At 72.5% G+C, this 14,108-nt stretch carries 12 protein-coding genes; 5 read left to right on the top strand and 7 right to left on the bottom strand.

Features of this window, described 5'->3' with window-relative positions; all coding sequences use genetic code 11:
* Positions 1–85: 85 nt before the first annotated feature.
* Positions 86–937 carry a tRNA (adenine-N1)-methyltransferase gene (locus tag ISO16_RS03410; RefSeq protein WP_072635326.1) on the bottom strand — a complete coding sequence of 284 codons (852 nt, stop codon included), beginning with the start codon at positions 935–937 and terminating at the stop codon, positions 86–88.
* A gap of 70 nt (positions 938–1,007) precedes the next feature.
* Here ISO16_RS03410 and ISO16_RS03405 point away from each other — a divergent pair, with 70 nt between their 5' ends.
* The 3 genes from ISO16_RS03405 to ISO16_RS03395 all read left to right on the top strand — a co-directional run bounded on the left by ISO16_RS03405 (position 1,008) and on the right by ISO16_RS03395 (position 4,590).
* Positions 1,008–1,889, top strand: coding sequence for a RecB family exonuclease (locus tag ISO16_RS03405; RefSeq protein WP_072635272.1), 882 nt, complete (start codon positions 1,008–1,010; stop codon positions 1,887–1,889).
* Positions 1,886–2,707, top strand: a complete 822-nt coding sequence (locus ISO16_RS03400) for a thioesterase family protein (protein ID WP_072635271.1) — start codon at positions 1,886–1,888, stop codon at positions 2,705–2,707. Before ISO16_RS03405 ends, ISO16_RS03400 begins: the two co-directional genes overlap by 4 nt.
* 89 nt (positions 2,708–2,796) lie before the next feature.
* Positions 2,797–4,590 carry an alpha/beta fold hydrolase gene (locus ISO16_RS03395; RefSeq protein WP_072635270.1) on the top strand — a complete coding sequence of 598 codons (1,794 nt, stop codon included), beginning with the start codon at positions 2,797–2,799 and terminating at the stop codon, positions 4,588–4,590.
* Between the two features lie 22 nt (positions 4,591–4,612).
* On the opposite strand, the gene hisG is transcribed toward ISO16_RS03395, so the two are convergent.
* The 6 genes from hisG to metH all read right to left on the bottom strand — a co-directional run bounded on the left by hisG (position 4,613) and on the right by metH (position 11,946).
* Positions 4,613–5,476 carry an ATP phosphoribosyltransferase gene (hisG, locus tag ISO16_RS03390; protein ID WP_006931171.1) on the bottom strand — a complete coding sequence of 288 codons (864 nt, stop codon included), beginning with the start codon at positions 5,474–5,476 and terminating at the stop codon, positions 4,613–4,615.
* Between the two features lie 125 nt (positions 5,477–5,601).
* Positions 5,602–5,865 carry a phosphoribosyl-ATP diphosphatase gene (locus ISO16_RS03385; protein WP_003937712.1) on the bottom strand — a complete coding sequence of 88 codons (264 nt, stop codon included), beginning with the start codon at positions 5,863–5,865 and terminating at the stop codon, positions 5,602–5,604.
* 77 nt (positions 5,866–5,942) lie between these two features.
* The gene (locus ISO16_RS03380) at positions 5,943–6,830 is read right to left on the bottom strand and encodes a pseudouridine synthase (protein WP_072635325.1); all 888 of its coding nucleotides are present in this window, start codon (positions 6,828–6,830) and stop codon (positions 5,943–5,945) included.
* Between the two features lie 2 nt (positions 6,831–6,832).
* Entirely contained in the window at positions 6,833–7,693 is an 861-nt protein-coding gene (gene trhO, locus ISO16_RS03375; protein WP_006931162.1) for an oxygen-dependent tRNA uridine(34) hydroxylase TrhO, read from the bottom strand.
* A gap of 1 nt (position 7,694) precedes the next feature.
* Positions 7,695–8,384, bottom strand: a complete 690-nt coding sequence (locus ISO16_RS03370; RefSeq protein WP_072635269.1) for an HAD family hydrolase — start codon at positions 8,382–8,384, stop codon at positions 7,695–7,697.
* The gene (gene metH, locus ISO16_RS03365) at positions 8,377–11,946 is read right to left on the bottom strand and encodes a methionine synthase (RefSeq protein WP_072635268.1); all 3,570 of its coding nucleotides are present in this window, start codon (positions 11,944–11,946) and stop codon (positions 8,377–8,379) included. Before metH ends, ISO16_RS03370 begins: the two co-directional genes overlap by 8 nt.
* A 51-nt stretch (positions 11,947–11,997) precedes the next feature.
* On the opposite strand from metH, the gene ISO16_RS03360 reads away from it, so the two are divergent.
* Both ISO16_RS03360 and ISO16_RS03355 read left to right on the top strand, forming a co-directional pair.
* Positions 11,998–12,891 carry a PAC2 family protein gene (locus ISO16_RS03360; RefSeq protein WP_072635267.1) on the top strand — a complete coding sequence of 298 codons (894 nt, stop codon included), beginning with the start codon at positions 11,998–12,000 and terminating at the stop codon, positions 12,889–12,891.
* The gene (locus tag ISO16_RS03355; RefSeq protein ID WP_072635266.1) at positions 12,888–14,027 is read left to right on the top strand and encodes an MFS transporter; all 1,140 of its coding nucleotides are present in this window, start codon (positions 12,888–12,890) and stop codon (positions 14,025–14,027) included. Before ISO16_RS03360 ends, ISO16_RS03355 begins: the two co-directional genes overlap by 4 nt.
* Positions 14,028–14,108 lie beyond the last annotated feature (81 nt).

Here is a 14,108-nt window from a genome sequence, read left to right as displayed (position 1 = left end):
CCGGGGCGGCTCGGCCGCCGTGCGGATCAGGCGGCTCGGCCGCCGTGGAGATCAGGCGGCTCGGCCGCCGTGCGGACCGGAGCGGTCAGCCCTTGCTGGGCCGGCGCTGCGGCTTCGGTGTGACGGTGCCCTCGGCGAGGCGGCGGGCGCTGACCAGGAACGCGGTGTGCCCCTGCATCCGATGCTCCGGACGCACGGCCAGGCCGACCACGTGCCAGCCGCGCACCATCGACTCCCACGACCGCGGTTCGGTCCAGCAGGTCTGCTCACGCAGCGCCTCGACCACCTTCGACAGCTGAGTCACCGTCGCCACGTACACGATCAGCACCCCACCGGGTACCAGCGCCTTCGCCACCGTCGGCAGCGCGTCCCAGGGGGCCAGCATGTCCAGCACCACCCGGTCGACCGGACCGTGCCGGTCGAGGTCGTAGTCCGCGACGTCGCCCACCGTGAGATCCCAGTTCCCGGGACGCTCCCCGAAGAACGTCTCGACGTTGCGCACCGCGTGCTCGGCGTGGTCGTCGCGCACCTCGTAGGAGATCACCCGGCCGGTCGGCCCCACGGCCCGCAGCAGCGAACAGGTCAGCGCACCCGAACCGGCGCCCGCCTCGAGCACCCGGGCGCCGGGGAACACGTCGCCCTCGTGCACGATCTGCGCGGCGTCCTTGGGGTAGATCACCTGCGCCCCGCGCGGCATGGACAGCACGTAATCGGTCAGCAGCGGCCGCAGCGCCAGGTAGGGGGTGCCGTTGGTGGAGGTGACGACGCTGCCCTCGTCCGTGCCGATGAGCGCGTCGTGCAGGATGCCGCCGCGGTGGGTGTGGAACTCCTTGCCCGCCTCGAGCACCACCGTGTACTTGCGGCCCTTGGCGTCGGTGAGCTGCACCCGGTCACCGACCTCGAACGGTCCGCTGCGCCCGAGTCCACCTGTTGCCATCGCCGTATCCACCTTCGTCCGCTCCGCCGGTACCGACACCGTGTCGGTCCCGGGCCATACCCTGCCAGGTGTGAGCACAGCCGCGACGACGCCCCCCACCGACGACCGGCCCGCGGCCCCGCGGACGCCGGCGCTGTCGCCGTCGCGCGCCGCCGACTTCAAACGCTGTCCGCTGCTGTACCGGTTCCGGGCGATCGACCGGATCCCCGAGGTCCCGTCGCGGGCCCAGCTGCGCGGCAGCGTCGTCCACGCAGCCCTCGAGGCGTTGTTCGCGCTGCCGGCCGCCGAGCGGCGGCCCGGACCCGCCGGCGAGCTGGTGGCACCGGCGTGGCAGCGGCTGCTCGAGGAGGCACCCGACCTCGCCGACGTGATCGGCCCGGGCGAGCGCGACCGGTTCCTCACCGAGGCCCGCGCCCTCGTCGCCCGCTACTTCGCACTCGAGGATCCCACCGGGTTCACCCCGCAAGCGTGCGAGCTGCGCGTGGAAACCGAACTGGACGACGGGCTGCGGCTGCGGGGCTTCGTCGACCGGATCGACATCTCCCCCCAGGGGCTGGTGCGCGTGGTCGACTACAAGACCGGCCGGGCACCCCGCGAGACCGGCGAGGCGGCGGCGCTGTTCCAGCTGAAGTTCTACGCGCTGATGGTGCTGTGCACCCGCGGGGTGGTGCCGGCGCGGCTGCGGCTGCTGTACCTGGCGGACGGACAGGTACTCGACTACACCCCCGACGGGGACGAACTGCGCCGCTTCGAGGGCACCGTGCGCGCCCTCTGGGCGGCCGTGCGCACCGCGACCGACGCACGGGACTTCCGGCCCAACCCGGGGCCGCTGTGCCGGTGGTGCGATCATCGGGTGCGGTGCCCGGCATTCGGCGGCACCGCCCCGCCCTATCCGGGCCGGCCGGACGAGCCCGCCGGCGCGGCCCGTCCCGAGGAGGAAACGAGCGAGTGAGCGACGCGGCGTACTTCGTGCCGATCGACGGCGGCCCCGGCGACGGGGGCACTGCCGTCGAACGGTTTCGGCCCACCGCCCATACGGTCAGCACGTGGGCACCGACGATGCAGCACGGCGCCCCGCCGTCGGCGCTGCTGGCCCGCGCCCTCGAACGCTGCGGCCGCCGCCCCGACGCCCGACTGACCCGCATCTGCGTCGAACTGCTCGGCCCGGTGCCGCTGACCGAGATCGAGGTCCGCACCCGCATCGACCGCCCCGGCCGCAAGGTCGAACTCGTCGTCGCCGAGCTGTGGGCCGCCGGCCCGGACGGCACCCCCCGAGCGGTGGCCCGTGGCACCGCCTGGCGCATGCAGACCGCCGACCTGCCCGGGGTCGCCCACGCCGCGGACGCGCCGCTGCCGCCGCCGGCGCAGGGCGTCGTCGAACACCCCGGCTCGGCGTTCTGGCAGACCGGATTCGTGCGCACCCTGGACTGGCGCACGATCACCCCGATCGGGGCGCCGGGGCCGTCGGCGGCGTGGCTGCGCACCGACCTGGCGCTCGTCGAGGGCGAGGCCCCGACCCCGGTCGAGCGGCTGTTCACCGTCGCCGATGTCGCCAACGGTGTCGGTTCCAAACTCGACCCCGCCGTCTGGACCTTCCTCAACACCGACCTGACGGTGCACCTGTTCCGGGAACCGGTCGGCGAGTGGGTCGGCATCAGCGCCGAGACGTCCACCGGCCCGGACGGGGTGGGCATGACCGCCGGGGTGCTGTACGACGAGGACGGCGCCGTCGGAGGGATCGCGCAAACCGTGCAGGTCCGCCCCCGCTGACCCCGCCGCGGGCACCGATCACCGGGCGGGCGCCCGCGGACCGTGCCACACTCGACCGGACATTTCGGTCGGCACCAGGGGAGGACGACATGCCCGCGACCGGTCCCCACCGCAGAGCCCGCGCCGCCACCGCCGCGCTGCGCACGGCACCGTGGTGGACGTCCGTGCTCCTCGGACTCGTCTGCCTGCTGCTCGGCCTGCTGCTCACGACGAGACCGCTGACCTCACTGTCCGCGCTGGGCCTGCTCATCGGCCTGGCCGCGATCACCGCCGGCACCGCCGACCTGCTCGCCGCGTACCGCTCCCACGCCGGGGCGGCGGCGACCGCCACCGCCCTCGCCTGGATCGGGTTCGGCATCGCCGTCCTCGCCTGGCTCGGCCGGGCCCTGGATCTGCTCGCCCCCGCCGTCGCGCTCGCCCTCGTCGTCGGCGGCGCCCTGCGTCTGGTCCGCGCCGCCCGCGGCGACCTCGACGAGCGACTCACCACCGCAGTCCTCGGCCTCGCCGACATCGTGTTCGGTGTCCTCGCCTGGCGCTGGCCCGACGTCACGTTCCTCGTCGTCGCCTTCCTGTTCGGCATCCGCACCGTGTTCTTCGGCCTCGCCCGCATCGGCGACGGACTCGCCGCCCTCGACGACCGCACCCCCGGACCCACCCCGACGGCGCCCCGCACCCCGGCCCGGTACCGGCGACCGGCCGTGGCGGTTCTCGCGCTGCTCGTGGCCGTCGCCGCAGCCGGCGTGGCGGTCCGCCTGCGCGCCGGCTCCCCCGTCGTCGACGCGTTCTACACCGCACCGCACCGGATGCCCGATCATCCCGGCGCGCTGCTGCGCGCCGAACCGTTCACCCGCGCCGTCCCCGACGGCGCCGAGGCCTGGCGCATCCTCTACACCACCACCCGCGACGACGACCAGCCCGCCGTGGCCAGCGCCCTGGTCGTGGTCGCGAAGAACGCCCCGCCCGGACCTCGACCGGTGATCGCCTGGGCCCACGGGACCACCGGTTTCGCCGAACCCTGTGCGCCTACCCTCCTCGACGACCCGCTCGGCGCCGGCGCCCTGCCCGCCGAGTCCGCGCTCCTCGACCGCGGCTGGGCCCTGGTGGCCACCGACTACGTCGGCCTGGGCACCGCAGGCCCGCACCCGTACCTGATCGGGCAGGGCGAAGGACGCTCGGTGCTCGACGCTGTGCGTGCGGCCCACCACCTCGACCACCTCGACCTCGCCGACCGCACCGTCGTCTGGGGGCACTCCCAGGGCGGGCACGCGGCCCTGTGGGCGGGGCTGCTCGCCCCCACCTACGCCCCGGACACACCCGTCGCCGGGATCGCCGCGATGGCCCCCGCCAGCGACACCGTCGCGCTGACCACCGGGCTCGACACCGTTCCCGGCGGCAGCGTGTTCGCCTCGTACGTCCTCGCCGCCTACACCGCGGTCTACGACGACGTCGACGGCGACACTTACGTCGGGCCCGCCGCCCGCACCCTCGTGCGCGAGATGGCGACAAGGTGCCTGTCCGAACCCGCCGTCTACGTCTCGGTCCTGTCGGCACTCTCGCTCAGTCGCGACCGGTCCGTGCTGCGCACCGACCCCACCACCGGACCCCTCGGCCGCCGCCTCGCGGAGAACGTCCCCACCGGCACGACGGCCGTGCCCGTCCTGCTCGCGCAGGGCGCCACCGATTCCCTCGTCACCGCCGCCGTGCAGGACGGCTACGTGCGCGACCGCTGCGCCGAGAACTGGGCCCTGGACTACCGCAGCTATCCCGGCCGGGACCACCTCGGGCTCGTCGCGGAGGACTCCCCGCTCGTACCCGAACTACTCACCTGGACCGAACAGCGTCTCGCCGGCATCGCCGCCCCCGGCACCTGCCCCGGGCGCTGACGCGCCGGACGCTCGGCCGCGGCTACTCGGCGCCGCGCATCGCGCGGCACGACCGGATGTCCGTTGCCAGGATCGCCCGCGCCCCGATCTCGGCGAGCCGATCCATCACCGCGTTGTGGCCCTTGCGCGGCACCATCGCCCGCACCGCCACCGACGAGTCGTCGGCGAGCGGTGAGATCGTCGGCGACTCCAGACCCGGAGTGATCTGCACCGCCTCGTCGAGAACCGGCTTGGGGCAGTCGTAGTCGAGCATCACGTACTGCTGCGCGAACACCACGCCCTCGATGCGGGCGACGAGCTGGTTGCGCGCCGAATCGCCGCGGCTCGCGCCCTCCTGCTCGATCAGCACGCCCTCCGAGTCGCACAGCGACTCCCCGAACGCCACCAGATCGTGCTGGCGCAGCGTCCGGCCGGAGCCGACGACGTCGGCGATCGCGTCGGCCACCCCCAGCTGAATGGAGATCTCCACCGCGCCGTCGAGGCGGATGACCGTCGCCTCGATCCCCCGCGCCGTCAGATCACGGCGGACCAGGTTGGGGTACGACGTCGCGATCCGCAGGCCGGCGAGGTCCTCGATCTTCCAGTCCCGGCCCTTCGGCGCCGCGTAGCGGAAGGAGGAGTACCCGAACCCCAGAGCGAGCCGCTCGGTGACCGGCGCCGCCGAATCCAGCGCCAGGTCACGGCCGGTGATGCCCAGATCGAGCTCGCCGGAACCGACGTAGATGGCGATGTCCTTCGGGCGCAGGAAGAAGAACTCGACGTCGTTGACCGGGTCGATGACGGTCAGGTCGCGCGAGTCGGTGCGGCGCCGGTATCCGGCCTCGCGCAGGATTTCGGCGGCGGACTCGGACAGCGAGCCCTTGTTCGGAACTGCGACGCGCAGCATGGACGGTCCTTTCGGCAACGGTGCGAAGAGCAGGGAAGGAACATGCGGAAGGTCTCGAGGGCACGACGGCCGGCCCCGGGCGGCTGCCCGACGGCGAGCCGTCACACATGCCCGACGGCGAGCCGTCACAGATGCTTGTAGACGTCCTCTAGCTTCAGACCCCGCCCGACCATCAGCACCTGCACCCAGTACAGCAACTGCGAAATCTCCTCCGCCAGCTGCTCGTCGCTCTGGTACTCGGCGGCGATCCACACCTCGCCGGCCTCCTCGATCACCTTCTTGCCCTGCGCATGGACGCCGGCGTCCAGGGCGGCAACGGTGCCGGACCCCTCGGGACGGGTGACGGCACGCTCGGACAGCTCGGCGAACAGGGAATCGAAGGTCTTCACGGGGGTTCATTGTTTCATGACCGCAGCGTGCTCCCGCACCCAGTGCCGCGACCGTCCCGGGCGCCCGGCCCGGACCGTCAGAACTCGAGGGCGAGGCCGCTGTCGAACCGGCGGCGCCGCCCGGTGCGCGGATCGTCGAACTCGACGGTCCGCGCCAGCAACCGCAGCGGATCCGAGAAATCGTCCGGCGCGCGGCGCCGGAACCGCGGATAGAAGTTGTCCCCGACGATCGGCGTCCCCAGCGAGCTCAGGTGCAGCCGCAGCTGATGGGTGCGCCCGGTCCGCGGATGCAGCCGGTACCGGGCCAGGTCCCCGCGCCGCTCGAGCAGCTCGATCCGCGTCTCGGAGTTCGGCTCGCCGGGCTCCTCCACGGCCGTGAGCTCGCCGTGCCGCTTACGGATCCGGCTGCGCACCGTGCGGGGGAACTCGAGTCCCGGCCGGTACGGGGCGATCGCCTCGTACACCTTGCGCACCCGCTGCCGCTCGAACAGCTGCTGGTACGGCCCCCGCAATCCCGGATCGGTGGTGCACAGCAGCACGCCCGCCGTCATCCGGTCCAGACGGTGCACCGGAACCAGGTCCGGCAGCCCGAGTTCCCGGCGCAGCCGCACCACCACCGTCTCCCGGATGTGCGCGCCCCGCGGGATCGTCGCCAGGAAGTGCGGCTTGTCCACGACGAGGAGCCCCTCGTCGCGGTGCAGGACCGTCACCGGGAACGGCACCGGCACCTCCGGCGGCGGCTCCCGGTAGAAGTACACGAACCGGCCCGGCTGGTACCGGGTCTGCGCGGTCACCGGCCGGCCGTGCTCGTCGACGAGCTCACCGGCCGCGACGTGGCGGTGCCAGTCCTCGCCGGGCTCGGCGCCGCGCAGGAACCCGAGGATCGTGGGGGCGGGATCGGTGACGGGCAGCCGCAGCCGGTCCGGGCCGAGACCGTCGCGTACCGGCAGCGGCGACGCAGCCACCGTCAGGGCCCGACCGGGTCCGGCACGCACGCCTCGCACACCAGGCTCAGCTCCCGGCCGTTGACGTCCGGGTGGTTGCGGTAGCGCGAGGTCGGCGCCCGGCACAGCGTGCACCGGCCCAACACCGCCGCCGCGTCCGAGAACTCGACGTTCGTGCGGCCGTCGAAGACGTACAGCGAACCCTCCCACAGCCCGTCGTCGCCGAACGTCTCCCCGTACCGGACGATGCCGCCGTCGAGCTGATACACCTGCTCGAACCCGCGGTTGCGCATCAACGCGGACAGCACCTCGCAGCGCACCCCGCCCGTGCAATAGGTCACCACCGGACGTGACTTGAGGTGGTCGTAGCGGCCGCTGTCGAGCACCGACACGAACTCGCGCGTGGTCCCCACATCCGGCACGACCGCCCCGCGGAACCGGCCGATCTCCGCCTCGAACGCGTTGCGCCCGTCGAAGAACACCACCTCGTCGCCGCGCTCGCCGATCAGCTCGTGCAGCCCGTGCGGCGACAGGTGCACCCCACCGCCGACCACCCCGTGCTCGTCGACCTTCAGCTCGTGCGGCGCCCCGAAGGTCACGATCTCCGGCCGTACCCGCACCGACAGGCGCGGAAAGTCCCGCCCCGTGCCGTCCGACCACTTGATGTCGGCGTCGGCGAACGGCGCGTACGCGCGGGTGCCGCGCACGTACCGCTTGACGTCGGCGATGTCGCCCCCGACGGTGGCGTTGATGCCGTGCTCGGAGATCAGGATGCGACCGGTGAGATCGTTCGACGCCGCCAGGGTGTGCTGCCACAAGCGGATCGCCTCCGGATCGGCCAGCGGCGTGAACCGATAGAACAACACGATCTTCGGGATCGCCACCTCAGCACACCCCCGGCAGGTGCAGCGCGTGCAGGTCCGCGACGGTCAGCCCGTCCAGGGTCTCGCGGAACACCCGCCGCGGCGAGGTCGGCACCTCCGTCAGCGACGGCACCACCAGCACCGTGCAGCCCGCGGCCTCCGCCGCCGCCGCCCCGGTGGGCGAGTCCTCCACCGCCAGGCACTGCGCCGGCTCGAGCCCCAGCAGCTGCGCCGCCCGCAGGTACGGAGCCGGATCCGGCTTGCCGGCCGGCACCTCGTCGCCGCACACCGAATGGTCGAAGTGCTCGCGCCCGAGCGTGTCCAGGGCGAACTCGCACAACGTCCGGTCGGTGTTGGTCACCAGCGCCGACCCGAGCCCGGCGGCGCGCACGGCCCCCAGCGTCCGACGCGCCCCGGGCCGCCACGGCAGCCCCTGCGCGAACAGCTCCCCCATGCGCCCGTACAGCCACGCCTTCGCCGCGGCCAGGGCGTCGGGATCCGGTGCGAGATCCAGCGACGCGAACACCGTCCGCAATGCGAACGCGCTCGACGCCCCGATCGTCGCCCGCCGTGTCTCGTCCGTCATCGGCCCGCCCAGGCGCAGCGACAGCTCCCGGATCCCGATGTCCCACAGCGTTTCCGATTCGAGCAGGGTGCCGTCCATGTCCCACAGGACGGCCCGCAGCGTCGACGTGGTCACCGCACTAGACATTGAAGTACTTCGCCTCCGGGTGATGCAGGACGAACGCGTCGGTGGACTGCTCCGGATGCAGCTGCAGCTCCTCCGACAGCTCCACCCCGATCCGGCCCGGTTCGAGCAGCTCGACCAGCTTGACGCGGTCCTCGAGATTCGGGCACGCCCCGTACCCGAACGCGAACCGCGCCCCGCGGTAGCCGAGCTTGAAGAACTCGGCCACGTCCGCCGGATCCTCCTCGGCCAGGGTGTGGCCGCCGGCGAGCACCAGCTCCTCCCGGACCCGCCGGTGCCAGTACTCGGCCAGCGCCTCGGTCAGCTGCACACCGATGCCGTGCACCTCGAGATAGTCCCGGTAGGAGTTCGACGCGAACAACTCGTTCGCGAAGTCCGCGATCGGCTGCCCCATCGTCACCAGCTGGAACGGCAGCACGTCCACCTGCCCCTCGGCCCGCGCATCCGCCCGCGACCGCACGAAGTCGGCGATGCACAGGAACCGGCCGCGCTGCTGCCGCGGATACGTGAACCGGTAGCGCTCGGCGGCATCCGGATGCGGCTCCGCCAGCACCACCACGTCGTCGCCCTCCGACACCGCCGGGAAGTACCCGTACACCACCGCAGCGTGCGCCAGGATCCCCTCGGTGGACAGCCGGTCCAGCCAGTACCGCAGCCGCGGCCGGCCCTCGGTCTCCACCAGCTCCTCGTACGTGGGACCGTCCCCGGTGCGCTGCCCGCGCAGCCCCCACTGCCCCAGGAACAGCGCCCGCTCGTCGATCAGGCCGGCGTAGTCGGCCAGCGCCACCCCCTTGACCACCCGGGTGCCCCAGAACGGCGGGGTGGGCACCTCGAGGTCGGCGGCCACATCGGAGCGCTCCGGGACCTCGACCGGCGTCTCGGCGGCCTTGCGCTTCTCCGCGATCCGCCGCGACCGCTCGTGCCGGGCCTTACGCTCGGCGGCCTTCTCCCGCGCCGCGATCGCCTCCGGGCTGTCCGCCGCCGGGCCCTCGCCGCGCTTGACGGCCATGACCCGGTCCATCAGATGCAGGCCCTCGAACGCATCACGCGCGTAGGACACCTGCCCCTCGTAGATCTCGGCCAGGTCGTTCTCCACGTAGGAGCGGGTCAGCGCGGCACCCCCGAGCAGCACCGGGAACCGCTCCGCCACCCCGCGATGGTTGAGCTCCTCGAGGTTCTCCTTCATCACCACGGTCGACTTCACCAACAGCCCGGACATGCCGATCACGTCGGCGTTCTTGTCCACCGCCGCGTCCAGGATCGTCGCGATCGGCTGCTTGATGCCGAGGTTGACCACCTCGTAGCCGTTGTTGCTCAAGATGATGTCGACGAGGTTCTTGCCGATGTCGTGCACGTCGCCCTTGACGGTGGCCAGCACGATCCGGCCCTTGCCCTCGTCGCCGGTGGACTCCATGTGCGGCTCGAGATGCGCGACCGCCGCCTTCATCACCTCGGCGGACTGCAACACGAACGGCAGCTGCATCTGCCCCGAGCCGAACAGCTCCCCGACCGTCTTCATCCCCGACAGCAGCGTGTCGTTGATGATCGCCAACGGTGGGGTCGTCTGCATCGCCTCGTCCAGATCCTCCTCGAGCCCGTTGCGCTCGCCGTCGACGATCCGCCGCTCGAGCCGCTCGAACAGCGGCAGCGCGGCCAGCTCCTGCGCGCGGGACTCCCGCGACGACGCCGCCGACACCCCCTCGAACAGCGCCATCAGCTTCTGCAGCGGGTCGTAGCCCTCGCGCCGCCGGTCGTACACCAGATCCAGCGCCGTCTCGCGCTGCTCGTCCGGGATCCGCGCCATCGGCAGGATCTTCGACGCGTGCACGATCGCCGTGTCCAGCCCCGCCTGCACACACTCGTGCAGGAACACCGAGTTCAGCACCTGCCGCGCCGCGGGGTTCAGGCCGAAGGACACATTCGAGATGCCCAGGGTGAAGTGCACCCGCGGATGCCGCCGCTTGATCTCGCGGATCGCCTCGATCGTCTCGATGGCGTCCCGGCGGACCTCCTCCTGACCGGTGGAGATCGGGAACGTCAGGGCGTCGACGATGATGTCCTCCTCGCCGAGCCCCCACCTGCCGGTCAGATCCGCGATCAGCCGCTCGGCGATGCGCACCTTGTGCTCGGCGGTGCGGGCCTGGCCCTCCTCGTCGATGGTCAACGCCACCACCGCGGCGCCGTGCTCGACGACGTGCTCCATGATCCGCTCGAACCGCGAACCGGGGCCGTCGCCGTCCTCGTAGTTCACCGAGTTCACCGCGCACCGGCCCCCGAGATGCTCGAGGCCGGCCCGGATCACGTCCGGCTCCGTCGAGTCGATCATGATCGGCAACGTCGACGCCGTCGCCAGCCGGCCCGCCAGGTCCGCCATGTCGACGGCGCCGTCGCGGCCCACATAGTCCACGTTCAGATCCAGCAGGTGCGCGCCGTCGCGGATCTGGTCCTTCGCGATGTCCAGGCACTTCTGGTGGTCCCCGGCGAGCATCGCCTCCCGGAACGCCTTCGACCCGTTCGAATTGGTGCGCTCCCCGATCATCAGGATCGACGAGTCCTGCTCGAACGGCACCGCCGAGTACAGCGACGACACGCCCGGCTCCGGCCGGGGGCCGCGCTCGGCGCGCTCGGTCGCGTGCACCGCCTCGGCGACCTGCCGGATGTGCTCGGGGGTGGTGCCGCAGCAGCCGCCGACCAGCGCCAGACCGAACTCGGCGACGAATCCGCTCAGCGCCTCCGCCAGCTCTTCCGGCGTCAACGGGTACTCGGCGCCGTTCGCTCCCAGCACCGGCAGGCCCGCGTTCGGCATCACCGACACCGGCAACCGGGCGTGCTTGGACAGATGCCGCAGGTGCTCGCTCATCTCCTCCGGGCCGGTCGCACAGTTCAGCCCGATCAGATCGATGCCCAGGGGTTCGAGCGCCGTCAGGGCCGCCCCGATCTCGCTGCCGAGCAGCATCGTGCCGGTCGTCTCCATCGTCACGTGGGTGACGATCGGGATGCGCCGGCCCGCCCGCTCCATCGCGCGGCGGCTGCCGACGATCGCGGCCTTCGCCTGCAGCAGGTCCTGACAGGTTTCGACGAGGATGGCGTCGGCGCCGCCGTCGAGCATGCCCAACGCCGACTCGGTGTAGGCGTCGCGCAGCGTGGCGAACGGGGCGTGACCGAGGGTGGGCAGCTTCGTGCCCGGACCCATCGAGCCGAGCACGAACCGGCCCATGCCGTCCGGGCCGGGACCCATCTCGTCGGCCACCTCCCGGGCCAGGCGGGCGCCGCGTTCGGACAGGTCACGGATGCGATCGGCGATGTCGTAGTCGGCGAGATTGGGCAGGTTGCAGCCGAAGGTGTTGGTGGAGACGGCATCCGCCCCGGCCTCGAAGTACGCCCGGTGGATCCCCCGGATGACGTCGGGCCGGGAGTCGTTGAGAATCTCGTTGCACCCCTCGAGGCCGCGGAAGTCGTCCAGACTCAGATCCGCGGCCTGCAACATCGTGCCCATCGCCCCGTCTCCCACGACAACGCGCTGCGAAAGCGCATCGAGCAAGGCAGAGTGCAATGGGGTGGACATGCGCTCCAGACTAGTGGGCGGCCCGTCCGGCTCTCGCCGTAGGCTGGACAGGTGAGTGCAAGCGAGTTCGCCGAGACCCCGGAACCGGACGTGCCGACCCTGCGTGACCCGGTGCTGGTCGCCGCGTTCGAAGGGTGGAACGACGCCGGGGACGCGGCCAGCGGCGCCGTCGAACACCTCGAGCTCATCTGGGACGCCGAACCGTTCGCCGAACTGGACTCCGAGGACTACTACGACTACCAGGTCAACCGCCCCATGGTGCGTCTCGTCGACGGCGTCACCCGCGAGATCGAATGGCCCGCCACCCGCCTGTCGGTGTGCTCACCCCCCGGCAGCGACCGCGACGTGGTGCTGCTGCGCGGCATCGAACCCAACATGCGCTGGCGCAGCTTCTGCGACGCCATCATCGAGCTCGCCGACGAGATCGGCGTGCACACCGTCGTCATCCTCGGCGCCCTGCTCGCCGACACCCCGCACACCCGGCCCGTCCCCGTCACCGGCACCGCCTACAGCACCGACGCCGCCAAACGCTTCAACCTGGAAGGCTCCCGGTACGAGGGCCCCACCGGCATCGCCGGGGTCCTGCAGGATGCGTGTGTCCGCGCCGGCGTGCCCGCCGTGTCGTTCTGGGCCGCCGTCCCCCACTACGTGTCGCAACCCCCCAACCCCAAGGCCACCGTCGCGCTGCTGCGCCGTGTCGAGGACGTCCTCGACCTCGAGGTGCCTCTCGGCGAACTGCCGATCCTCGCCGAGGAGTGGGAACAGACCGTCACCGCGATGACGGAGGACGATGAGGAGATCGCCGAATACGTGCGGGCCCTCGAGGAACGCGGCGACGCCGAATCCGACATCTCCGAGGTCATCGCCAAGATCGACGGCGACGCCCTCGCCGCCGAATTCGAACGCTACCTGCGGCGACGGGGCCCCGGCGGCTTCACCCAGTGAGCGCGGCACGCGCCTCGCTGCAGCGTGCCGCCCTCTACGCCGGAGGATTCCTCGGACCCTTCGGCGGTGGAGTCGTGGCGTCCGTGCTGCCGGAGATCGGCGCGGCCACCGGCGTGAGCGCCGGCGCGGCCGCGAGCACGCTCACCGCGTACCTCGGGCCGTTCGCGCTGACGATGCTCGTCTCCGGCACCCTCGGGGCACGGTGGGGACGGGTCCGCACCGTCCGCACGGCGTACATCGCCTACACCTGCGCGTCGCTGGCGTCCGCGCTCGCCCCCACCCTCGGGCTGCTGCTCGCGTCCCGCGCGTTGCAGGGCATCGCCAACGCCTTCACCACCCCGCTGCTGCTCGCCGCGCTCGCCGCGATCGTGCCGCGGGCACGGCTGGGCCGCGCCCTGGGCCTGTTCGGGGCGATGCAGGCCGCCGGGCAGACCTCGGCCCCGCTCGTCGGGGGCCTGGCCGCCGAGGTCGACTGGCGGTGGGCGTTCGTCGTGATCGCCGCCGCCGCCGCCGTCCTCGCCGTGATCGGGCTGCCCGAACAGCTGACCGCCCCCACCGGAGAGCCACCGCCGCGGCTGCGCGACGCGCTGCGCCCCGACGTGTTGCGCATCGGCGTCGTCGCACTGCTCGGCTGGGGCGCCCTCGGCGGCCTGAATTTCCTGCTCGCCTTCCGCGCCGAGGACGTCTTCGGCCTGACCCCCACCCAGCGGGGCCTGCTCCTGACCGGATTCGGCGTCGCCGGCATCCTCACTGCCCGCCGTGTCGGCACCCTCATCGACCGCATCGGCGCCCGCCGCACCGTGCTGCTCGGCGCCCTCGCCGGCGCCGCCCTCGTCGTCGTCGCCGGCACCGCCGGACTGCTGTGGCTGGTCGCGGCCGCCTGGTTCGTCGCCGGCATCGCCTCGCAGTGCGTGCTCGTCGGTGTCAACGCCGCGGTCCTCGGCTCCCGGGGCCGCAACCGCGGCGGCGCCGTCTCCGTGGTGCAGGCCTTCCGGTTCTCCGGCGGCGCCGTCGCCCCGCTGGCGCTGACGCCGCTCTATGCCGCGGCGCCGGTCGCGAGCTTCGTCGTGCCCGCCCTCGTGCTCGCCGTCGTCGCCCCGCTGGCGATGCCACGCCGCGACACCACCCCCGGCTGACACCCCCTCCCCGGCGGCGGTGAGCACTTCCTGACCGCCGCGTAACCCCGGTGCCGCCGATCCGTCACCGCCCCCGGCAAC

It is taken from the genome of Rhodococcus sp. M8 (assembly GCF_015654185.1).
Classification (GTDB): Bacteria; Actinomycetota; Actinomycetes; order Mycobacteriales; family Mycobacteriaceae; genus Rhodococcus; species Rhodococcus aetherivorans.
The sequence above is the reverse complement of the archived record's forward strand: the minus strand, read 5'-3'. Positions and strand labels throughout refer to the sequence as shown.

What these genes read in the sequence shown, in the direction of transcription:
- hisG (WP_006931171.1), bottom strand. Translation starts at nt 5,476, where the DNA reads ATGCTGCGCGTCGCAGTTCCGAACAAGGGCTCGCTGTCCGAGTCCGCC.
- ISO16_RS03370 (WP_072635269.1), bottom strand. Translation starts at nt 8,384, where the DNA reads ATGTCTAGTGCGGTGACCACGTCGACGCTGCGGGCCGTCCTGTGGGAC.
- metH (WP_072635268.1), bottom strand. Translation starts at nt 11,946, where the DNA reads ATGTCCACCCCATTGCACTCTGCCTTGCTCGATGCGCTTTCGCAGCGC.
- ISO16_RS03395 (WP_072635270.1), top strand. Translation starts at nt 2,797, where the DNA reads ATGCCCGCGACCGGTCCCCACCGCAGAGCCCGCGCCGCCACCGCCGCG.
- ISO16_RS03410 (WP_072635326.1), bottom strand. Translation starts at nt 937, where the DNA reads ATGGCAACAGGTGGACTCGGGCGCAGCGGACCGTTCGAGGTCGGTGAC.